Genomic DNA, 23,096 nt, shown 5'->3' on the forward strand with positions numbered 1-23,096 from the left:
ATAATTTAGTGATTAGTTTGCTAAGCTTTGGCTACAGTTAAAACAAAAAAAGTAACCTAGTGTATGTTCAACATTGTTAAGAGTATTCGCAAACGTTACCGTTGGGCTTTAGTTGCTATTGCCTTGTTGGTCAGCGTATCTGCATTACTGATGCAATACTTCTTTTCAGTGCAAAAATACGATGCAAAAATTATCAATATAGCTGGCAAGCAACGTATGCTTTCGCAAAAAATAGCTTGGCATAGCAATGCATTAATTAATCAAACGGATAACCACGCACAACATCTTCAATCGTTAAAACACTCCCTTGAGTTATTTGAACAAGCCCATGAATATTTACTCACTAAGGATGAACAAGGTGACGCAGTTTATCTAAATACACCTTTATTTGATTTATATTATGCCCCCCCAAGCAACTTAGATGCAGAAGTGTTGGCCTTTATAACGCAAGCTAAAAATTTGGTTTCTCAAAAGGAGCCTATTAATTTGGCTTCGTTTTCTGTGAGCGAAGTTGAAGCATTACTCAAAAAATTAGACACTGCGGTGAGCTTATTTGAGCAACAAGCGGTAAAAAAGGTTGATTGGATCTCTAGTATTGAACTGCTTTGTTGGTTTTTTACTCTGGCATTATTGTTTTTAGAACTTAGATTTGTGTTTATGCCGATGGAAAAACGAGTTCTAGAGACCTTACAAAAGTATCAACAACAAAAAGAATTTGCAGAGCAGGTAAGTAATAACAAAGAGCACTTTATTGCACGAGCCAGTCATGAATTTAGAACCCCATTACAGGGGTTAATTACCTCGATCGATGAGCTAAAAATTCCCACTTCACAGCAGGATATACAACGCCAAGCTCGGTATTGCTCGGCGAGGTTGTTGGCGATGTTAGATGAATTACAAGATTTACAAGCGCTGAGTTTAAATCGTTGGTCGTTAAACCCGACCTCTGACAACTTAATAACCACCATAAATAAAGTGTTAGTTGTGTATGAATATGGTTGTACTGAAAAAGGGTTAAAGTTAATCAGAGAGCTAGCAGCGAGCTTAGACTGCGCGGTGATTGTAGATCATGCACGCCTACAACAAATAGTTAATGAGCTACTTAGTAATGCATTAAAGTTTACAGAGCAAGGAGAGGTCACCGTCATTGCTACGCTCAATAACCATCAGTTAGAGTTAAGCATAAAAGACAGTGGCTGTGGCTTTAGCCACCCGGTTGGTCAGCTCGAATTAGATAACAATCAACAAAGTAACCATTTTCAAGGCCTCAGAACAGGGCTTACCCGCGTGCAATATATTGTTAATGCGCTTAATGGCGACATTCGTTTTGAGAATAATCATCCACAAGGCGCCATTGTATTTTTAAGCCTACCATTAGAGATGGACACAAGCGAAACTAAGCCAACGCGCTTGCCTGATGATCTTAAGTGTTTAGTGGTTGAAGATAACCCGCTCAACATGTTGGTACTAACAAAGTTATTAAGTTCTTTGAACATACAGGTTGAATCGGCTGAAAATGGCAAAGTCGCTTGTGAAATGGCGGCTGAAAATAGCTATGATGTTATATTTATGGATTTAAATATGCCGGTTATGGATGGCTTTGAAGCCACAAAGCTGCTGCATGAAAAAGACAAAACACGACCCATTATTGTGGTTACCGCAAACACTTCTGATAGTGATATAGCTCGCGCTAAAGCTTGTGGAGCAATAAGTCATATTCATAAACCCATAGATCAGCAAAGTATAATAGCGGCACTAAACGATGCTCTTCTAACAGAGGTTGATTAAATCTCACTTGCCTAATTGTTATTTTGTACGTTAATTTGAATTTTTAAGCCTTATTTTGGGATCTAGTGTGCGCTCAATTTTACTTCAGCAATTTAGTGGTTATTTATCTACCGATGACAGTGCTCGGTATTGTATCGACGATTTAACTTGGCAAGTAAAGCAGGGTGAACATTGGGTCTTACTCGGGGGGAATGGTGCTGGAAAATCAGCACTCGCAGCAGCGTTAATTGGTGAAGCAAAACAACAAAGCGGGCAACGTCATAGTACCTTTAACAAGCTACAATTAGTGTCAAGTGATCTACAAAAGCAGTTACTTAACACGCATCGTAAAAGTGAAAAGCCACAAAAAGTAACAGACATGCTCTTTGCTGAGCCTGAAATAAATAGCGATTTATGCCAACTGTTAATCACCGCTTTTAATTTTGATGCCTTACTTAATCGTGATTTTACTGATTTATCTACTGGCGAAACGCGTAAATTATTATTAATTAAAGCGCTATCTGCTAACAGTGATTTAGTTGTGCTTGATGAACCATTTGATGGCTTAGACTCTGAATCGGTTGGGCAGCTAAACCGCCTATTACAGCAGTTGAGCGCACAAACCTGCTTTGTGTTTGTGCTAAACCGTGTTGACGAAATTCCAGCGTTTGTTGATCACTTTGCTTATGTGAATAATGGTCGTTTACAACATAGCTTGGCAAAACCGTGTGCAGCAAAACAAGCGGATTTATTCAAATTACTTCATTTAGAGCATACATCATTAAGTATTCCCGATGCGCCTGAGCGCTGTTTTAAATCAGCGACAAACACGCCACTTGTTAAGCTCACTAATGCTCATGTGCGTTACAGCGAACAAACAATTTTTGAAAATTTAAACTGGACGATTAACCAATATCAGCACTGGCAACTCACCGGGAAAAATGGCTCAGGTAAAACTTGTTTATTAAATTTAATTACCGGTGATAACCCTCAGTGCTATAACAATGAGATTGAAGTGTTTGGTTTTAAGCGTGGCACAGGGGAGAGTATTTGGGATATAAAACAGCACATTGGTTATATTTCAAATACGCTACATTTGCAGTATCGAGTGAGTATTTCGGCGCTTAATACTATTATTTCAGGGTTTTTCGATAGTATAGGTTTATATCAACAAGCCAGTGAGTTACAAACGCGTTTAGCTAAAGAGTGGTTGGCACTAATAGGTTTAAGTGACAAAACAAATAGCGCTTTTACACAGCTATCGTATGGCGATCAGCGACTATTACTGATTGTGCGCGCAATGGTTAAACATCCTGCTTTGCTTATCTTAGATGAGCCATGTTTAGGCCTTGATGAGGCAAATCGTCAACGCGTTTTACTGCTGATTGAAAAGGTGTGTGCTGCAAAAACGAGTACCGTTATTTATGTAAACCATCATGCAGCAGATACCATTAAAGGGATTGAACACACCTTAAAAATGGAAGATTTTAAACCGGCTCACTATGGGCAACAAGCTGCTCATAGTGAGACGCTTATATAAGCTTGTTTATAACTGAGTAACCTTAAACCCTTGGTCGCGAAGTTGTTTAATTAAACCATGCTGCTCAACTAAGTGCAGAGCACCTACCGCAATAAACACCTTACCTTGTTCAAGTTTAGGCGTGAGCTGAGTGACCCAATTATTATTGCGCTCAATCAGCATCACTTGCTCGCTTTGTTGACCGTATTGGCTGTCATCAAAACTGGTGTGGTAATAGCTGGTTAGGGTTTGCATATCGCCCTTTTTCCATGCATCCACTAGGGTGATAAAGTAGGTATTAATATCGCTTAGTTGCTCAAAGGTTTCTGCCATCATGGCATTGCTTAATGACTCTAAGCCATTAAACATCTGTAGTTGTTGCTCTATGGTTTCAAGCTCCGCAATGTTAATACTGTGCTTTTGCGCGTACTCGAGTATTTGCTTATCGATGCCGTTTTTATCTGAATAGCCCGCGTTTTGAAACTCAATTTGCATCATGGTCAACATGACAGCCCAGGGTTTAAAACTGTTGAACATGGCAATATCAATCGATTTTTTAGCAAAGTAGTCTTTGAGGAGTTGATAATTTTTTTCTGAAAGCTCGCTCTGTAGCGTACGCCCGTTAGTAAGCAGCATAAACGGCATAGAACGTTGTTGCATTTGTAATGGTGATAGTTTACTTATATCCACTTCAACAACAACTTGATTACTGTTATCCAGTGCGTGAGTCACTTTTTGTGGTAGCCCTTTCATGCTGGCATCACCCACATGCACGGTGCCAAATAAATACGAGCTAGCGCCTTGTTTTTCTATTTTGAATAGAGCCGGTGCTGCATAGCCATTGACGCTAAAGGCTAAAAGTAATAACACCATAAATAAATGACTAATACGTAATGACACGTTCATAAAATCCTATCCAAGTTTAAGTCGTTTTATAAATACTAACTTAGTTTACTTTATAGGTAACGTAAAAATGCCTGATTAATCAATCAGGCATTTTTCGGTGTTATTGATACCAATTATTGCTGTAGGCCATGTTGCCATAATTAGCCAGCGCACGAGCTTGCTTGATGAGTGCGCTATCGTTATGTTTGGGGTGTAATTGCTTATTTTTATAAATATAGGTGGTTGCCGGTTTATCTGGCTGCAAAATAACAACGTTATCATTTTGCATGTAAGCAAAGTTTTTATCGTACTGCATCATTGCACGCTGCTTATTTTTGGCCACAGGGCGAGTGAGATCGTGACCAATCATTGGGTGTTCACCGCTGGCGCCAATAAGCGACAGTAAGGTGGTAGGAATATCCAGCTGACTGGCTAATTGATGATCGCGTTTGGGCTTAATACCGTTTCCAAAAATAACCGCAGGAATTCTAAAGTGATCAATAGGTACAAGGCTGGAACCAGACACGCGTGAGTCGTGATCAGCAATCACTATAAACACAGTATCGTCCCAGTAAGATGATTTTTTCGCCTTTTCAATGAATGTGCCTAGGGCATAATCTGCATATTTAGCTGCGTTATTACGGCTTTGCTTTGGTTGCTCAAACAGGGCTATTTTACCGTCCGGAAATTCATAAGGGCTATGATTAGAACTACTAAAAATCAGACTAAAAAATGGCTTTTGCTGTTGTTGTAATTTATTCAGCTCTTTATCTGCTTGAGTAAATAAATCTTCGTCAGATGCGCCCCATGAACCATTAAAGTTAATGTTATCGAAGCTTTCACTATCAACAATATCACTAAAGCCGTTACCCAAAAAGAAGCTACGCATGTTGTCAAAGTGACTTTCTCCACCATAAATAAACTGAGTATGGTAGTCCTGCTTTGCTAAAAAACTAGCCAAGGTAAAAAAGTCACGTTGTGATTTATCGAGTTTTACAACCGCGCGTGAGGGAGTCGGTGTAAAACCGGTTATAACTGCTTCAATACCGCGTACAGAGCGAGTGCCGGTCGCGTATAAGTTATCAAATCCCCAGCCCTGTTGATAAAGTGCATCTATATTAGGCGTTAAGGGTAAGCCACCTAAGGTACCTACATAACGAGCGCCCAAGCTTTCTTGCAGAATAATAACCAGGTTTTTCTTTTTACCTTGGTAGCTTGCCTGATGAAAAGTGCGGGTAGGGGCATTTGGATTATTAAATATTGCTTGAGGATTTTGCATGGTACTGCGTACTGTGGCGAGTAACTCCTCTTGAGGGACCTTGCCATAATATGCCTGACTTGATTGCTCATTGGAGAGCTGTTTTAACGCAAATGCTACGCTATATGATGAATTAAGCGTGAGGTCATTCAGCAAGTGGTCGGTCGAAAATGCCACCATAGCGGGGTTTAATGGACGATGGCCTAATGAATTTCGAGCGCCTAACAGTGTTAGGCTACATATAATAACAGCTAATAGTGATAGTTTTATTGCCCCTAGGGACGAGCGGTTTTGCCATTGCTGAGTAAGAATTTTGTTAGCAAATTTAATGGTGAAAACGAGCGCTAAAACAGCGAAGAGGACTTCGAGTTTGTAACCTGAAAAAATCATTTTAGAGACTTCTTTAGGATAAATAAGGTATTCAATAAATAGGCGATTAGGGCGTAAGTCGTATTCGTTAATAAACGTGGGTGTAATAACCTCAAAAAACACTAACATTGCAGCCATTATTACTAAATACCACTTTACGACTCCTCGAATATAAGCAGTTAATTTGAGAGCATGTGCTGCAAGTGTTAGTAACAAAGCGGGGGTTATGATGTAGCATAATGTTGCTATATCAACACGTAAACCGCCTACAAAAACAAAGTGCCAGGCGCCTTCGGTAAATACACGGCCACTTTGCCACAAACTTAAACCTAATCGCGCAAAAGTTAGCAAGCATAGGAGTGCGAAAAAAAATACCGCTAAAACCCACAATGGCCCCAGTACTTTTTTAGTGCTACTGATTAAGTCCATAGCACAGACCACCAAACTAAAATAGCAATAAGCATGGCGATAAAGACACTGGCGGATGCAATATCTTTAGCTAGGCCTGATAGTTCATGATATTCGCTACCGATGCGATCAACCACCACTTCGACTGCGGTATTGACCAACTCAGCAAATAACACAAACAATAAGCTGGCAATCAAGATTAATTTGCTACTTAAAGTAATTTCTTGCAAGCAGGCAAATACGCCTAGCAAACTAAATAAAACCAACTCTTGCTGAAAAGCAGCCTCAAATCGGCTCATCCATTTTAGGCCGTTAAATGTATGGCTTAAGGTAAAAATTAGGCGCATTAGGCCTTGGCGTTTTATAACGGTTTTATTATTCATATTTTAGTTTCGCTATGGTTAATCGTTTGACATGACGCGAGTAAATCTTCAGAGGTTTGGTAGGTTTTACTCGCAACACCGGTTAAGCTTAAAAGGGTATGAAAAATAGCATCGTGTGATTGCGCTAAAGTGCTATTTAAGTTGTTTAGACACTTGGCTGTAATGCGCTGATTATGCTCATCAGCCCAGATGTAAAGAGGCACATGGGTTTGAGCTGTTGGTGCAAATGCATAGGGAAAGCCATGTAAGTATGCGCCATTTTCACCGAGCGACTCGCCATGGTCTGACACATACAGTAATTGCTTATCAATATTAGCTGGCAGTGCCTTTAACTGTTCAATAACTTGAGCGTTGATAAAATCACTATAAGCAATTGTATTATCGTAGGTGTTAACCAGTTCTTCAGCGCTACAGTTTTGAATATCGCTGCGGTCGCAGGTTGGACTAAACTGTTTAAATTTTTCAGGGTAGCGCTTAAAGTAAGTAGGGCCATGTGAACCCATCATATGCAGCACTATAACCGTATTAGCCTGACTCAAATTGGCAAGCTTGTGCTTTAAAGGGGCTAGTAACGCTTCATCAAAACAGTATTTACCATCACATAGTTCAGATGCTTTGGTATCAATATTAATGGTAGGTACGCGCGTGCAGACGTTTTTACAGCCACTGTTATTATCAACCCACAAGACATCTGTGCCTGCTTGTTGTATCAAATCAATTACGTTTTGCTGGTTATCACTGTCTAAACGAGAAAAATTGGCATGAGTTTGCAGTGAAAACATACATGGTACTGACACTGCTGTGGCCGTGCCACACGACGATACGTTATCGAAATAAGTGACATTATGTTTTTGCGTGTATTGGTTGGTATTACGCTCATAGCCTTGGTAGGAAAAATTTTCAGCTCGAGCGGTTTCACCTACCACGATGACAGTAACTCGTGTTGTGCTTGGCGATGCTAAAGTTGGCGTGGTATCAATATTTTTAAATTCAATATCGCTATAAAGTAACTGGTCACGGGCGTATTTGTAGCCACTAGAGAGATATTGAAATGGAATAATTTCTTTTTTAAGAATACGGTTATTACGACCCGTTGCCGCGTAATCGGCGTAAAAGTTAACGACCACTAATGCAATCAGTGCAAAGCTTGCTAAAAGCAGTTTAAGACGGCTAATAACTTCTTTGTATGGACGAGCGCAGTTTATTTTTATTCTACTCAAAATAAAGACAGGTAATGCGGCAAAAAGCAGTAAAAAGCCAACAAGTTGCAAGTTTAAATAGCTTAACGCTTCACTAGAGTCAGTTTCGACGGTGTTTTGTATCATGGAATAATCAAACACCACACCATAGTTCAATGAGCCATATAACGCCGCACTCGAGAGCACTAGCAGCAAGTAGTTAATGGGTTTTAGTATTCCCCGAATAGAAACCACTGAAAAGAATATGATTAGCAAACAAATCAGTAGTAACGGCACAGAAAACAAAAATAGCCATGAAAATGTGTGCAACGAGGTAATAGCGCTAAACGCACCATGCATAAATGGAATATTAATAACTAAGCCGTAATAACAAGCCATAAAAATAATGAATGCATTAGCACTGCAATTAAAATAAAAGCGTTTTTTAGTATTTTCTTGCGGTTGCTTACTGAGTTTGAAAGTTGGGTTCATAACACGCCTCTTTTTCGTGAACGTTGTTATGCTAGGCTGCCAGACTTAAGAAACTCTTAAGAAATCGATTTATTTTAATTTTGTTAGATAAAAATGAGGTGGCTTACTAAAAATTAATCAAACCAGAATTCAGTGTTATAAGAATAGTGAATTTCCTGAGTTGAAATGACGGGATAAAAAATCTATTTAACCTGGTTTAATTGAATTTTAAAACCTGAGTAAGCGTGTTTTTATAATTATTTTGAATTGAATTTGGTGTTGACTTACCGCCCTGAGCGCGGTACTAATATAAAAAGACAGCGAAACAAGATGTTCGCAATGACTAAATCTTAAATGGTACTGAATTTTATGCTTAAAAATGCACTTAACCTAGTCCTGATTATTATCGTGGTGATTATTCCCGCGAGGGCTTCGTAGTGCTTTAAAAAACTAAGCATTGAAAAGCCCTCCGCACTTAACCGTCCGGGGGGCTTTTTAGTTTTAGAGTTAAATTTTTAATGGGTTGTCACACAGGAATGAGGATTTACTAATGACAGGCGCAGAACTAACAATAGATTTACTCGCCAAACACGGCGTAGATGAAGTATTTGGCTACCCAGGTGGTGCTATTATGCCCATTTACGATGCCTTGTATGGTGCGCCTGTAAAACATTATCTTACTCGCCATGAGCAAGGTGCAGGGTTTGCCGCCGTGGGCTATGCACGCAGTACTGGACGTTTAGGTGTGTGCTTGGCAACATCAGGCCCTGGAGCTACTAATTTAATTACCGCATTGGCAGATGCCATGATGGACTCAGTGCCTTTACTTGCTATTACAGGGCAAGTACCAACCGCCGCTATTGGCTCTGATGCTTTTCAGGAAATTGACGTGCTTGGCATGTCGCTTTCGTGTACTAAACACAGTTACATGGTTGAGCGAGCAGAAGATTTAGCCGAAATATTACAAGAAGCGATGCATTTAGCACAAAGCGGCCGTCCAGGCCCCGTTTTAGTTGATATCCCCAAAGACATTCAAATGGCGCAGGTGCCTTTTAAACCTTGGTTAGCGGCAGATGAATACTTACCTCAACTTGATTTAAACCAAGTTGCTATCGCCAATCAATTACTTAGTGAAGCCAAACGGCCTGTTGCCTATGTTGGTGGGGGCGTTCATGCCGCTGATGCGCAAAATGAATTAATGCAATTTTTAAATAAAACGCAAATGCCTGCGGTTTCAACCCTTAAAGCATTGGGCAGTGTATTACCTGATTACGAATATGATTTAGGCATGCTAGGTATGCATGGCGGTCAAGCGGCTAATTTAGCCGTGCAAGAATGTGATGTATTAGTGTGTATTGGCGCTCGCTTTGATGATCGTGTAACAGGCAACTTAGCTAAGTTTGCTGCAAAAGCAAACGTGATTCATTTAGACATAGATGCAGCCGAGGTCGGTAAACGTAAACCCGCAAAGGCTTCTTTAATTGCTGATTTAAAAACCTCACTTCCCGCCCTTGAGTGCGTCGTTACGCCAAAAGCGTGGTGTGATCATAATAAACAAATGATGGTTAAGCACGCATGGCGCTACGACTACCCTGGTGAAAAAGTATTTGCCCCTTATTTACTTAATCAACTAAGCCAGCGTATGCCAAGCACCAGTGTTGTTTGCTGCGATGTGGGTCAGCACCAAATGTGGGTTGCGCAGCATATGAAATTTAACCATCCATGCAACCACTTAAGCAGTGGCGGTGCAGGCACCATGGGATTTGGTTTACCTGCGGCAATCGGTGCACAAATAGCGAGAAAAGATGACTTTGTGATCACCGTATCAGGTGATGGTTCAATCATGATGAATATTCAAGAGCTTGCCACTATACGTCGTAATAATTTACCAGTAAAAATACTGATACTTGATAACCAGCGCTTGGGCATGGTGCGCCAATGGCAAGAACTATTTTTTGAAGGGCGTTACAGCGAAACTAACCTGTCAGACAACCCTGACTTTGTACAACTTGCTGCTGTGTTTGGCATTCCTGGGCAAACAATTACCCATGCCAACCAAGTGGATGATGCAATCACTGCTTTATTAAATAGCGATGGACCTTATATTGTTCATGCTTGTATCGATGATAAAGAAAACGTATGGCCACTTGTTCCACCTGGGGCTGCTAACGATGAAATGATGACGGAGAAAGCACAATGAAACACAGTTTAACTATTGCCTTAAAAAGCCAAAGTGTCGCAATCGAGCGCTTTTTACGTGTGGTGCGTCATCGTGGTTTTGATTTAACTCACTTACAGCTCAATATGGACGATGGTCAATATAATATGGCGATGACGGTTGATAGCGATAAGCCAATTTACTTGCTTACCAGCCAGTTAAATAAATTGGTTGATGTGAAACATGTAACGCTACAAAGCTTACAGCAACAGGCTGTATAAAATAAATTTAACGAATTTTACGAATAACCGATTATTTGGTTATTCATCAATTTTTAGAATGAGGAATGCCCGCATTAATTGCGGCAAACACTGAGGTAACTATGGCTAAATTAAGAAGTGCAACGACTACTGAAGGGCGTAAACGCGCAGGCGCAAGAGCATTATGGCGTGCAACAGGCATGACTGATACCGACTTTGGTAAGCCAATTATTGCTGTGGTTAACTCATTTACGCAATTTGTACCGGGGCATGTGCATCTTAATCAGCTTAGTGAACTGATGGCTGAAACCATTACTCAGGCCGGTGGTGTACCAAAAGAATTTAATACCATCGCCATAGATGACGGTATTGCCATGGGGCACGGCGGTATGCTTTATTCACTGCCATCGCGCGATTTAATAGCCGACTCAGTAGAGTACATGGTGAACGGCCATTGTGCCGATGCGATGATTTGTATTTCTAACTGCGACAAAATCACCCCTGGGATGATGTTAGCGGCGCTGCGTTTAAATATACCGGTTATTTTTGTATCGGGTGGCCCTATGGAAGCGGGTAAAACTAAATTAGCCAATATCGATATTAAACTCGATTTAGTAGATGCCATGGTTAAAGGTGCCGATGAATCGGTAAGTGATGCCGACTCAGAGCAAGTTGAACGCTCTGCATGCCCTACCTGTGGGTCGTGTTCAGGGATGTTTACTGCCAACTCAATGAACTGTTTATTAGAAGCAATAGGCCTTGCGCTGCCGGGTAACGGTACCACGCTTGCGACCCACAAAGACCGTAAACAATTGTATGTTGAAGCAGGTGCTCGCATCGTTGATTTATGCCGCGAGTATTACCAAAAAGATAACCAAGACGTACTGCCTCGTGCCATCGCTAATAAAACCGCATTTATGAACTCTATGGTGGTTGATATTGCCATGGGCGGCTCATCAAATACGGTATTACATTTACTCGCAGCGGCACAAGAAGCTGGCGTTGATTTTGATATGTCACACATTGATGAACTTTCACGTAAAACCCCGTTTTTATGTAAAGTTGCCCCAGCTACCGCGCAATACCATATTGAAGACGTACACCGCGCTGGTGGCATGATGGCCATAGTACGCGAGCTTGGTAAAGCCGGCTTGGTTGATTTATCGGTTAATCATGTTGCCGGCATGACCATGGGTGAGCTGGTAAAAAAATGGGATGCAACGGATCCTAATAACGAAGTGGCGCGAAAGTTTTACCGCGCGGGTCCCGCTGGTATTCGTACTACTAAAGCCATGAGCCAAGATTGCCGTTGGGACGAAGGGGATAATGACCGTGAACATGGTTGTATTCGCAGTGTTGAACATGCATTTCGTCAAGATGGCGGCCTCGCGGTACTTTCAGGTAATTTAGCGGTTGATGGCTGTATTGTTAAAAGTGCCGGCGTTGTCGATGAAATGCTGCACTTTGAAGGCACTGCTGTTGTTTATGAGTCTCAAGATGACTCTGTAGAAGGGATTTTAAATGGTGAAGTAAAAGCCGGCGATGTAGTTGTAATTCGTTACGAAGGCCCTAAAGGCGGCCCAGGCATGCAAGAAATGCTATACCCAACCAGCTACTTAAAATCAAAAGGTTTGGCAGAGAAGTGCGCATTAATTACTGATGGGCGTTTTTCAGGGGGCACATCGGGTTTATCAATTGGTCATGTGTCTCCCGAGGCTGCCAGCGGTGGAGCGATAGCTTATGTTGAAAATGGCGATAAAATTATCATCGATATCGCTACTCGAGAAATCACTTTAGCATTAAGCGATGAGGAACTCGAAGCTCGCAGGCAAAAACAATTGGCTCGTGGTAAACAAGCTTATAAGCCGCTTAACCGCGATCGTTATGTGTCATCTGCGCTTAAAGCGTATGCGCTACTTGCAACCAGTGCCGATAAAGGTGCGGTGCGTGATTTAGCCAAACTGGAGGAGCTTAGTTAGGTATGGTTTCTCAAGAACTCGATTATTTTCGCGCTATTATCCAAGCCAATATGGAGCCTTTAGCTAAGGTGACTGAGGTGAGTGAAATGGCCGAATTGAGTGCACGATTAGGTAATCGTGTTTGGTTAAAGCGTGAAGATCAGCAACCGGTGTACTCGTTTAAATTACGCGGTGCTTTTAATAAATTAAATAAGCTGCCAAAGGGCTCGGTCGTGATAACCGCATCGGCAGGCAATCATGCTCAAGGGGTGGCGCTGAGTGCTTCACACCTAGGGCATAAAGCCACCATTGTTATGCCCGTAACGACGCCTGAAATTAAGGTTAATGCGGTAAGGGCATTGGGCGGGGAAGTCGTGTTACATGGTCATCAATTTGATGCCGCAAAGGCGTATGCGCTTGAATTAACTGAGCAGCGAAACGGCGTATTTGTCCCTCCATTTGATGACCCCGATGTCATTGTTGGTCAAGGCACAGTTGCCCGTGAACTAATGCAACAGCTGAACGACTTAGACGTGGTATTTATTCCTGTTGGCGGCGGCGGATTGCTGGCGGGTATGGCGGTATACATTAAATCGCTGCGCCCAGATATCAAAGTGATTGGGGTCGAGGCTAATGAAAGCGCTTGTTTAAAAGCTGCCATGGAAGCGGGAGAGCCTGTAGAGCTAGAAAGAGTAGGAAGCTTTGCCGATGGTGTTGCCGTAAAAATAATTGGTAGCGAAACATTTAGACTGGCGCAAAAGTTTTGCGATGAAGTGGTGACCGTGTCAGATGATGAAATATGTGCTGCCATGCAAGATATTTTTGTATCAACCCGTGCTATTGCCGAACCTTCAGGCGCACTTGCAACTGCAGGGCTTAAAAAATGGTCTCAGCAGTCGGGTTTAAAGGGGTTAAACTTAGCGGCTATTTTGTCTGGTGCTAATTTAAATTTTGATCGCTTACGCTATGTAGCTGAACGTACTGCATTGGGTGAGAAGAACGAAGCATTATTAGCGGTAACAATTGATGAAAAACGCGGTAGCTTTAAACAGTTTTGTGCATCTTTAGGTGGGCGCGCTATTACCGAATTTAACTACCGATATGCGGGGCCTGGCGAGGCGCAAATTTTTGTTGGTATTGCACTGCGCCAAGGATTAGCAGAACTTGAGGAGCTTAAACAAAGCCTAACCGATAATGGCTATTCGTTTTGCGACTTGTCAGATAACGAATTAGCAAAACTTCATGTACGGTATATGGTTGGTGGTAAAGCGCCAGAGCAGCTACATGAACGCTTACTGCGGTTTGAGTTTCCAGAGTACCCAGGTGCATTAGCGCGCTTTTTAGATACACTGGGTAGTAATTGGAATATCACTTTATTTCACTACCGTAATCATGGCGGTTCAACGGGTAATGTATTGGCAGGTTTTGCTATTGAGCCAAGTCAATATGAGATGTTTAATGAGCACTTAAAACGCCTAGGTTACAGTGTTCAAGACGAAACCCATAACCCGTGTTTCACCCAGTTTTTAACCACACAACCTCAAGCAGAAAAGCTTGAAAAGCTCGCCTTAGCTTAATCCTATTTTAAGCAGGCATCTTCTGTGGATGCTTGCTTTATCAGCTGCTTTACATATAGTTACGTTAATCACTACGTTTTTTGGAAACTCTCTTTGTTACTTAAAGGAATGATAATTAGCGCCTGCCTTTTTTGTAGCCAGTTAATGGCGCAGGAATCAGTCACACTACAATTAAAGTGGACACATCAATTTCAATTTGCGGGTTATTATATGGCTCAGCAAAAAGGGTATTATGATGAGGCCGGTTTAGACGTCACTATTGTGCCTGCAGATCAAAAACGACCCAATAGTTTTGGCGCGGTAGAGCGTGGTGAAGCCCAGTTTGGGGTTGCGCATTCTGGTATTTTACAGCAGCGTATTGCAGGTAAACCCTTTGTCGCCATGGCTGCCATATTACAGTTTTCTCCTTATTGCTGGATGGTCAAAGAAAGCTCTGATATTTTTCATGCCCGTGATTTTGTCAATAAACGTGTAAGTGAAGTGAGTAAAGAGAGCAATTCTGAGTTGTTAACTATGCTCAAGCGCAGCGGTATAAATATCGAAAAGTTGGCTATATACAAAGGCGATAAATTACAAAAAGCATGGATGGAAAATAAAATAGATGCCATCGAAGTCTATGTTACCGACTTACCTTATTATATGGATCAGCAAGGTATTGCTCATCGACTTATATGTCCACAACGTTATGGTATGGACGTATACGCAGATATTTTATTTACCAGTGATAACATGATTAAGTACCACCCCGATACGGTAGAAAAGTTTTACCAAGCGAGTTTAAAAGGGTGGCGTTATGCGGTAATGAATATGGATGAAGCCATCGCCATTACTCAGCAGTTTTATGCCCCTGAGCGTAGTTTTCATCAATTAGCTTATGAGGCCGAAGTGCTAAAAGACTATATTGCGCCGCCAAGCACCAATGTGGGTAATATGTCGATGGCCAAATGGCGTTTAATTGCTGATTTATATGAGATTGACCAAACAAAGTTTGACGAAGTAAAAGCCGATTTTATTTATAAATATAAAAAACAAGAAACGTTGCAGCTTTCTTGGATGCTGATTGCGGCCATTATTATTAGTATTATTTCTATTCCCCTTTATTTACGGTTAATGTTCAAAGCACGCTAATGGCTAATTTAACCAATAGAAAAGGTGGGAAAGTTAAGTAATCCCCTTGCTCTGCGAGGTTAAAAAAATAACCGCTTAATTAGGCGCGAGTGTACTGGTATAATTTATTGCCTTTTTAATATTTTAAGCTGTTATGACCTTAACTGAGCAATTTACTGCCCTCGATTCGTTACTGATGAATACGCGCTCGTATTGGCAATGTACTGCGTTTGATTTTGACTGTTTACCGTGGCCTGAATTACACGACCCCCTAACTGCTTTAACTGATCAGGACGTTGCTGAGTTAGATACTGATCAAGCGCAACTTTATCAGTTTTTTTCACCTTACATACCCGGTATTGAGCAATTAAGCCAATTAGCTTCACTCCCTGTCATAACAAGCAGTCGAACGGATTATCCGTTTTGGATTAGTAACGGTATTAAAGGACGAAAGTTTACACAGCTACAAGACTTTGTTGGTGCGCTACCTGCCAATGATCAGCCTATTTTAGAGTGGTGTGCAGGCAAAGGCCATTTAGGACGAATGTTAGCTTTTAATGGTGCGCCGAGCGTGCACAGTATTGAGCTACAATCTCACTTATGTGAGCAAGGACAAAAAAGTGCGCAGCAACAGGGGCTTGCTATGCAATTTAGCCAAGCTGATGTACTCACAGATAACACTCAGGATTTTTTTAACCCACAAACCCATGCCGTTGCTTTACATGCCTGCGGTGCGTTACATCAAACTTTTATGCATCAAGCCAGTGCGGCCAAAGTAACACAAATTAGTTTTTCACCTTGTTGCTATCACTTGTTTACCGAGAATAATTATCAAGCAATGAGCGAACAGGCGAAGCGAAGTGCGCTTAATTTAACTCATCGAGATTTAAAACTCGCCTTGCAAGAAACCGTCACGGCTCCATCGCGAGTGGGCAAAGTACGAAAAACAGAAGTTGAGTGGCGACTCGGGTTTGATGCTTTAAGAAAATCACTCACCGGTGAGTCGGCGTATGTTAGTGTGCCCTCAGTGAATAAAGCAATATTTTCAGATTCGTTTGAATCATTTTGTAAGTGGGCGGCAGATAAAAAAGCCTTCAAACTGCCAAAAGATATTGATTACAATAAATTTTTATTGATTGGGCAGGCGCGAAAAAAGATAACCGAGCGAGTTGAACTGGTTCGACATGTGTTTAGAAGAGCAATAGAAGTTTGGCTTGTGCTCGATCGTGCTTTATATTTGCAACAGCAAGGCTATAACGTCAGTGTTAGTACATTTTGTGAGAAGCAATTAACACCCCGTAATATTTTAATTTTAGCCAGTTTAACGCCCTCGACCTAAAAGAGATGTAATGAGAAATTTAAATAACCTACTAGAAAATAATAAACGCTGGGCATCTAGAACGAGCGAAGCTAATCCCGAATTTTTTAAAATTTTATCGATGCAACAAAATCCAGAATATTTATGGATTGGTTGTTCTGACTCACGAGTTCCTGCTAATCAAATTGTTGATTTATTACCAGGTGAATTGTTTGTGCATCGTAATGTTGCCAACGTGGTAGTGCACACAGATCATAATTGCTTATCGGTTATGCAGTATGCGGTTGAAGTATTAAAAGTTAAACATATTATGGTTGTTGGCCACTACGGTTGTGGTGGTGTACAAGCGGTATTAAACGAAGATCGCTTTGGCTTTATTGATAACTGGCTACGCCACGTTGGTGATGTAAAAGAAAAGCATTTAGAGCAACTTAATGCTCTACCAGAAAAACAGCGTCTTGATCGTTTAATTGAGCTTAATGTGATTGAGCAAGTGCGTAACGTATCGCGCACTAGCATTGTTCAAGATGCTTGGTTACGAGGTCAAGAGCTCACAGTGCATGGCTGGGTATATGGATTAGAAAACGGTCACCTGCATGATTTAGAGTCGGTAGTTAGCTGCGCTGAAGAAGAATGCACTAGCTATAAAAAGGCAGTACACCATGTACTGAACAAGTCAGCGGGTAGTCACGCTTAATATGGCTAAAACGGCGTTAATAATCGGCAGTACCGGCTTAGTGGGCAGCCAGTTATTACAACAGCTGTTAGCATCTCCTTGCTATACGAAAGTAGTGAGCTTATCGCGCCGCCAATTAGACTTTTCTCATCCTAAATTAACTAGCCATGTTATTGATTTTGAGAACCTGACACATTACGTTGAGTTATTCAAAGGTGACGTGTTTTTTTCCTGCTTAGGCACCACGTTAAAGCAAGCTGGAAGCGAAGCAGGACAGCGTAAAGTTGATTTTGAATACCAATTTATTTGTGCGCAAATGGCGGCCAATAACGGTGTTCCTCATTATTGTTTGGTGTCATCAAGTGGCGCAAATGCGCATAGCATGAGCCGTTACCTAAAAATCAAAGGGGAACTTGAGCAGCAGGTAAAGCAGCTTGGTTTTTCGCGCTTGAGTATATTGCAACCGTCTTTGTTAGTCGGCGAGCGATCAGAGCTTAGAATTGCAGAAAAGTTAGGTGAGGTAGTACTGCCACTGTTAACGCGTTTTGGCATCTTCAAACGGTATAGACCAATAACCGGTGAGCAAGTAGCTAATAAATTGCTAAGGGTGAGCATAGAGCAGCAACAAGCAACGGGTTACTATGTGCTCGACGAGCTATTTGAATAACTGAGTGATTAGCGCCATAAAGCAGGTTCGTCTATGGCGTTATATTTATTATTCTGCGTCTGTTTTTGCCGATAATTGCTGTTCAAGTATCGCTACTTTTGCTTCTAATTCAGTTAGCTTTTCACGGGTGCGGATCAGCACTTGGCTTTGAATATCAAACTCTTCACGGCTTACAAAGTCCATTTCGGCAAGCTTATTTTGTAACACTTGCTTGGTTTTACCTTCAAGTGTATCAGCCAGGTTTTTTACACCTTGTGGCATGTTATTAGTGATCTGTTTCGCAATTTCTTCAAGTTTTGCTGGGTTAATCATAGTCGTCCCTTGCCTGTTGCCTAAAATGATAATAACTAATATTACCTTATTGGCTAGGCGTATTGTAGTGATTACGTTAAAATTGCCCGTCTTTTTGCAATCAGCTGGTCGTTATGAAACTCAATCCTAAACAAGATGAAGCGGTAAAGTACATTAGTGGTCCTTGCTTAGTATTAGCTGGCGCAGGCTCGGGTAAAACACGAGTTATCACCAACAAAATTGCTTACTTAGTACAGAAGTGTGAGTATCAAGCGCGTAATATTGCGGCGGTTACCTTTACCAATAAAGCGGCTAAAGAAATGCGCGAGCGGGTTTTGCAAACCTTAGGAAAGCAAGAGTCTAAAGGTTTATGGGTCTCTACATTTCATACACTCGGGCTTGAAATCATCAAAAAAGAGTTAAAAACACTGGGTTTTAAGCCTGGTTTTTCGCTGTTTGACGACCAAGATACGAATCAACTACTCGGTGATTTAACCGAAGATGAGCTTAAAAAAGACAAAGACTTACTTAATCTACTTAAAATGCAAATTGGTAGCTGGAAGAATGAACTCATTTTACCAGAGCAAGCTATTCGCGAAGCCAGAGAGCCACAAAAAGCCTTGTTCGCTCAATTGTACGCACGCTATCAAAACCAACTTCGCGCTTATAATGCACTCGACTTTGATGATTTAATTATGATCCCCACGCTGCTTTTAAGCAGTAACGCCACTTCACGTGAACGTTGGCAGCAGCGTTTTCGGTATTTACTGGTGGATGAATACCAAGATACTAATACCAGCCAATACCAATTAGTAAAATTGCTGGTTGGTGAACGTGCACGCTTTACTGTGGTAGGAGATGACGATCAGTCAATTTACTCTTGGCGTGGTGCTCGCCCACAAAACTTGGTGCTATTAAGTAAAGACTATCCAGGATTAAGATTAATAAAACTAGAGCAAAATTACCGTAGTGCAGGGCGCATTCTTAAAGCGGCTAATATATTAATTGCAAATAACCCCCATGAGTTTGAAAAAAAGCTCTTTAGTGAACTTGGCTATGGTGAGCAAATTAAAGTCATTGGTTGTCGCGATGAAGAGCATGAGTCTGAGCGTGTGGTTGCAGAGATTATTTCTCATAAGTTTATGAAGCGCACCAGCTATAAAGATTACGCGATTTTGTACCGGGGTAATCACCAAGCGCGTGGTTTTGAAAAGTCGTTAATGAGTAACCGTATACCTTATAAAATTAGCGGCGGGATGTCGTTTTTTTCACGTTCTGAAATTAAAGATATCATGGCTTACTTACGTCTTTTAGTGAACCAAGATGATGACAATGCCTTTTTAAGAATCGTGAATACGCCACGGCGTGAAATAGGCACGGTGACGCTTGAAAAACTAGGCACCTTAGCCAATGAAAAACATCAAAGCTTGTTTGCCACCTGTTTTGATAACGACTTAGGATACAGACTAAAAGGACGTGGTTTTAATGCGTTAGCTGGGTTTGCCCGTTGGGTGGTTGAGCTGTCGGATAACGCAGTACGCAGCGATACCTTAGAAGCGGTCAAAGATTTAGTGCGAAATATTAATTATGAAGCCTATTTATATGAATCATCACCGAGTGCCAAAGCCGCCGAAATGCGGATGAAAAATGTCTCGGAGCTGTACCGTTGGATCACCGATATGCTGACTGGCGATGCCGATAATCCGCCAATGACGTTAGCTGAAGTGGTTAGTAAATTGACCCTGCGCGATATGCTAGAGCGTAACGAGGAAGAAGATGAAGCAGATGCAGTACAATTACTTACGCTGCATGCTTCAAAGGGACTCGAGTACCCTTATGTATTTATGGTAGGCATGGAAGAGGGGCTATTACCACACCAAGTAAGCATTGATGAGGATAATGTAGATGAAGAGCGCCGCCTTGCCTATGTAGGTATTACCCGCGCGCAGCAAGAGCTAACCTTAACGTATGCTAAAATTCGTCGTCAATTTGGTGAAACATCGCAAACGGAGCTCAGCCGGTTTGTGCAAGAGCTACCACAAGATGACTTAGCCTTTGAAAACAAAAAAGCGCCTAATACTCAAGCTGAACGCATGGAAAAAGGCCAAGCTCGGGTTGCAAATTTAAGGGCAATGCTAAAAAAACCACAATAGCATGTGTTTAGCGTTATTTTGATTCTGAGCTTATAAGTGTTGAACGTATCGCGCTTTTAAGTGGGTGCTGTTTGGCAACAAACAAGTTCAAGCCATGCTTATCTAAAAGGGCTCTGAAGTTTAATATTGACGGGCCTTTAGCAATCACTTTAATGTGTTTAAGTTTAGTGATAGCCAGCAAACCTTGTAGCTGCAAGTCATAGCATTCCTGCTGCAATATTCGTTTACTGAAAGTGGAGCTTAATAGTAAGTAATCAAATTCTATCTCGGTCACTAAATTAAGCTCGCATTTATCCTTTGCGAAATTATTTAGACCAATAGAGTAGCCCAGCGCTTTAAGCTGTTTTAAGTTTTCTAGTTGCAGCGCACTGGCGTAACGTAATTCTTGATCATCAAACAACAAACAAAGTGGATCAATGTTTAATGGCTGCTTTAGTGCAGCAGTTAATAAAGAGAACTCATGCTTTTCTAAAAGCAGACTTGAGCAAGGCAGAAGAGCAACGCTTATTTCAGAGTCTTTCGCTTGTTGATACGCTTGTAAAATCAGTTGGAGTTCTACTTTTATATGCTGTTCTTTATCACTTGCAAATTTCTTTAAAATATCAAAACTAGTAAAGCCAAGTACAGGGTGTTCACCAAACGCTTCAAATAATGAGGCATATTGATAATGCTCATCCATAGAAATAATATCTGAGCTACGAAACGTCATAGGTAATACATCAAGATGGTGCAATGTTTGTGACTCATGTTGCAGCATTGGCTCTGTGAGTAACGGGTGAAATAATTCGAAGCGATTTTTACCAGAGTTTTTAGCGTAATACATTGCGGCATCAGCATCTCTAATAATTTCATCTGTATGTTTATAGCTTTGTTTTGAATAAGTGATACCAATACTCGCGCCGCTTTGCACACAAATACCTTTTGTACAAAAAGGTTTTCGCATGATGTTGATGATTCGATTTGCAACATCTTCAGCTTGGTTTGGCTCGGTTAAATGAGTGAGTAAAATTACAAATTCATCTCCCCCTAAGCGTGCTAATAAATCATGCTCACGGATACATTGAGAGAACAACTGACCCACGCTAATTAAAAATTCGTCTCCGGCATGGTGCCCAAGCTGGTCGTTTATATCTTTAAATTTATCAAGATCAATAAACAGTACCGCAAAGTGCTCATCAGGGTGACGTTGGTAAAACTGTAGCGTTTTTTCTAGCTGCGTTAAAAATAAATTACGATTAGGCAAGCTTGTTAATGAGTCATGGTGCGCATCGTGATACAGCTGCTGCTCTATTTTTTTACGCTCATCAATTTGCATCTGTAAATGCAAATTTGCTTGGCTTAGCTCTTTGGTTTTTTCGTTTACTCGAGAAGCGAGCTCTTGGTGGCTCTTTTTCAGCGCCTGTGAGGCTAATTTTGTTTGTAATACCGTGGCAATTTGATGCGATACAAAGGTTATGAGTTCTGCATCATCTTGTGTGAAAAGGTGTTCGTTATTATAAGCTTGGCAAACAATTAAGCCTATAACTCCTTGCGATGTTTTTAGCGGAGCGCCAAGCCAGCTGGTGGCTCTTCTAGATTCATCAATTGGTTTTTCACGCTCTACAATGCCACTATCTAATAACTCTTGTGCTCTTTGCGGGTGAATTATTTGTGTTTCTTCGGTGCTGATCACCAGCTCACTGTACCCTTTTGCAAAGCGCCTTGGTTGGGTGCTGCCTTGAAATTCGTCAACACTGTAAGGAAAACTAATCCAGCCCGTTTCTTTATCATACAAGGCAATATAAAGATTTTTTGCGTAAGTGATGGTTTTTATTATTTCGTGTATTTGAAAATAAGCATCATCTAGGTTTTTAGCTTGAGTTGTCAGCTCTGAAATTTTAAATAATATTTGCTGGCGTTGCAGGGCGCTTTTTCGCTGTTGTATTTCAACATTTAAAGCATCATTGCTTTGCGTTAATGCACGGGTTCTTAGTTTTACTTCTGATTCGAGCAACTCTCGTTTCTTAACGCGTTCAATAGCTGTCGCTAAATAAAGTGACATTGCTTCAAGTAGGTTTATTTGTTGCGAACTATAACCCTGCTCAGTGTCGTAACTTTGCGCTGCTAATACGCCAATAATATTTTTTTCTTGATAAACTGGAACGCCTACCCAGTGTTCTGCAGGTGTACCTAATGCTTTGAATAAGCCTTGCTGTGCAGCATCATGCATTTGTTGCTTAGTGAAATAAGTGGTCTTTCCTTGCTTAAACACATAACCCGTTGCGCCTTCTTCAAAATTATTCTCCCGATTAAGTGGTACAGAAATTCCATCTTTTTCATCAGAAAAATAAGACAGTTCCAACTGTTGTGATTGCGGCTCAACAAGTACCACATAAAAGCTTTTACTCGGGACATACTTTTGTAAAATGTCATGAATAGCTGGGTAAAGTAAGGTTAATTCGGCAACAGTACTTGCTTGCTCTGATAGCTGTATCAGGGCATTGTGGAGGTGGTAGGCATGTTTGTACTTTTTCAATAGTGCTTTTAGTCGTTTATTTTGGCGCACTACGCTACTCGGTACAATGAGTTTATCTTCCAATGATGTTTAACCAGTTATAATTTTTTGTATAGTTATTAATCATTATAGTTCCACTTTTAACATTTTGCGTCAAGTAGATATTTATCTTAATTATGCTGCGAAAAGTCGATAATTA

The 23,096-nt window shown here is 41.1% G+C and carries 17 protein-coding genes; 11 read left to right on the plus strand and 6 right to left on the minus strand.

Annotation, left to right across the window (positions count from 1 at the left end):
• Positions 1–63 precede the first annotated feature (63 nt).
• On the plus strand, positions 64–1,788 hold the full coding sequence (locus ABZP26_RS01225; protein WP_368485246.1) for a response regulator: 1,725 nt from the start codon (positions 64–66) through the stop codon (positions 1,786–1,788).
• 67 nt (positions 1,789–1,855) lie between these two features.
• Positions 1,856–3,307, plus strand: a complete 1,452-nt coding sequence (gene modF / locus ABZP26_RS01230) for a molybdate ABC transporter ATP-binding protein ModF (RefSeq protein ID WP_368485247.1) — start codon at positions 1,856–1,858, stop codon at positions 3,305–3,307.
• Between the two features lie 6 nt (positions 3,308–3,313).
• On the opposite strand, the gene ABZP26_RS01235 is transcribed toward modF, so the two are convergent.
• The 4 genes from ABZP26_RS01235 to ABZP26_RS01250 form a co-directional block, all read right to left on the minus strand.
• Entirely contained in the window at positions 3,314–4,192 is an 879-nt protein-coding gene (locus ABZP26_RS01235; protein ID WP_033104319.1) for a TraB/GumN family protein, read from the minus strand.
• A gap of 100 nt (positions 4,193–4,292) precedes the next feature.
• Positions 4,293–6,227, minus strand: coding sequence for an LTA synthase family protein (locus tag ABZP26_RS01240; RefSeq protein WP_013463858.1), 1,935 nt, complete (start codon positions 6,225–6,227; stop codon positions 4,293–4,295).
• On the minus strand, positions 6,218–6,589 hold the full coding sequence (locus tag ABZP26_RS01245; RefSeq protein WP_008112748.1) for a diacylglycerol kinase: 372 nt from the start codon (positions 6,587–6,589) through the stop codon (positions 6,218–6,220). Before ABZP26_RS01245 ends, ABZP26_RS01240 begins: the two co-directional genes overlap by 10 nt.
• The gene (locus tag ABZP26_RS01250) at positions 6,586–8,259 is read right to left on the minus strand and encodes a phosphoethanolamine transferase (RefSeq protein ID WP_036955742.1); all 1,674 of its coding nucleotides are present in this window, start codon (positions 8,257–8,259) and stop codon (positions 6,586–6,588) included. The genes ABZP26_RS01245 and ABZP26_RS01250 overlap by 4 nt, the downstream gene beginning before the upstream one ends.
• 529 nt (positions 8,260–8,788) lie before the next feature.
• On the opposite strand from ABZP26_RS01250, the gene ilvG reads away from it, so the two are divergent.
• The 8 genes from ilvG (at position 8,789) to ABZP26_RS01290 (ending at position 17,959) form a co-directional block, all read left to right on the plus strand.
• Positions 8,789–10,438 (plus strand): acetolactate synthase 2 catalytic subunit, encoded by a 1,650-nt coding sequence (ilvG, locus tag ABZP26_RS01255; protein ID WP_368485248.1) that lies wholly within the window; start codon positions 8,789–8,791, stop codon positions 10,436–10,438.
• Complete coding sequence (gene ilvM, locus ABZP26_RS01260) at positions 10,435–10,677, plus strand: acetolactate synthase 2 small subunit (RefSeq protein WP_028834467.1); 243 nt, start codon at positions 10,435–10,437, stop codon at positions 10,675–10,677. The genes ilvG and ilvM overlap by 4 nt, the downstream gene beginning before the upstream one ends.
• A 101-nt stretch (positions 10,678–10,778) precedes the next feature.
• On the plus strand, positions 10,779–12,635 hold the full coding sequence (gene ilvD, locus ABZP26_RS01265) for a dihydroxy-acid dehydratase (protein ID WP_013463862.1): 1,857 nt from the start codon (positions 10,779–10,781) through the stop codon (positions 12,633–12,635).
• 2 nt (positions 12,636–12,637) lie between these two features.
• A complete protein-coding gene (gene ilvA, locus ABZP26_RS01270) occupies positions 12,638–14,191 on the plus strand; it encodes a threonine ammonia-lyase, biosynthetic (RefSeq protein WP_368485249.1) in 1,554 nt (517 codons plus the stop codon).
• Positions 14,192–14,335: 144 nt separating this feature from the next.
• Positions 14,336–15,319, plus strand: a complete 984-nt coding sequence (locus ABZP26_RS01275; protein WP_368485250.1) for an ABC transporter substrate-binding protein — start codon at positions 14,336–14,338, stop codon at positions 15,317–15,319.
• A gap of 133 nt (positions 15,320–15,452) precedes the next feature.
• Positions 15,453–16,637: a methyltransferase gene (locus ABZP26_RS01280; RefSeq protein WP_368485251.1), complete on the plus strand. Its 1,185-nt coding sequence runs from the start codon at positions 15,453–15,455 to the stop codon at positions 16,635–16,637.
• Positions 16,638–16,647: 10 nt separating this feature from the next.
• Complete coding sequence (can, locus tag ABZP26_RS01285) at positions 16,648–17,313, plus strand: carbonate dehydratase (protein ID WP_024602124.1); 666 nt, start codon at positions 16,648–16,650, stop codon at positions 17,311–17,313.
• A 1-nt stretch (position 17,314) separates the two neighbouring features.
• Positions 17,315–17,959 (plus strand): NAD(P)H-binding protein, encoded by a 645-nt coding sequence (locus ABZP26_RS01290; RefSeq protein ID WP_368485252.1) that lies wholly within the window; start codon positions 17,315–17,317, stop codon positions 17,957–17,959.
• Positions 17,960–18,007: 48 nt separating this feature from the next.
• On the opposite strand, the gene ABZP26_RS01295 is transcribed toward ABZP26_RS01290, so the two are convergent.
• On the minus strand, positions 18,008–18,271 hold the full coding sequence (locus ABZP26_RS01295) for an accessory factor UbiK family protein (protein WP_008112735.1): 264 nt from the start codon (positions 18,269–18,271) through the stop codon (positions 18,008–18,010).
• A gap of 113 nt (positions 18,272–18,384) precedes the next feature.
• Between ABZP26_RS01295 and rep the strand changes: the two genes are divergently transcribed.
• Positions 18,385–20,403, plus strand: coding sequence for a DNA helicase Rep (rep, locus tag ABZP26_RS01300; protein ID WP_016899315.1), 2,019 nt, complete (start codon positions 18,385–18,387; stop codon positions 20,401–20,403).
• A gap of 13 nt (positions 20,404–20,416) precedes the next feature.
• Here the strand turns inward: rep and ABZP26_RS01305 are convergent, their stop codons facing one another.
• Entirely contained in the window at positions 20,417–22,981 is a 2,565-nt protein-coding gene (locus tag ABZP26_RS01305) for a diguanylate cyclase (RefSeq protein WP_013463870.1), read from the minus strand.
• Positions 22,982–23,096: the final 115 nt, after the last annotated feature.

The sequence above is a fragment of the Pseudoalteromonas sp. SD03 genome (genome assembly GCF_040937955.1).
GTDB lineage: Bacteria > Pseudomonadota > Gammaproteobacteria > Enterobacterales > Alteromonadaceae > Pseudoalteromonas > Pseudoalteromonas tetraodonis.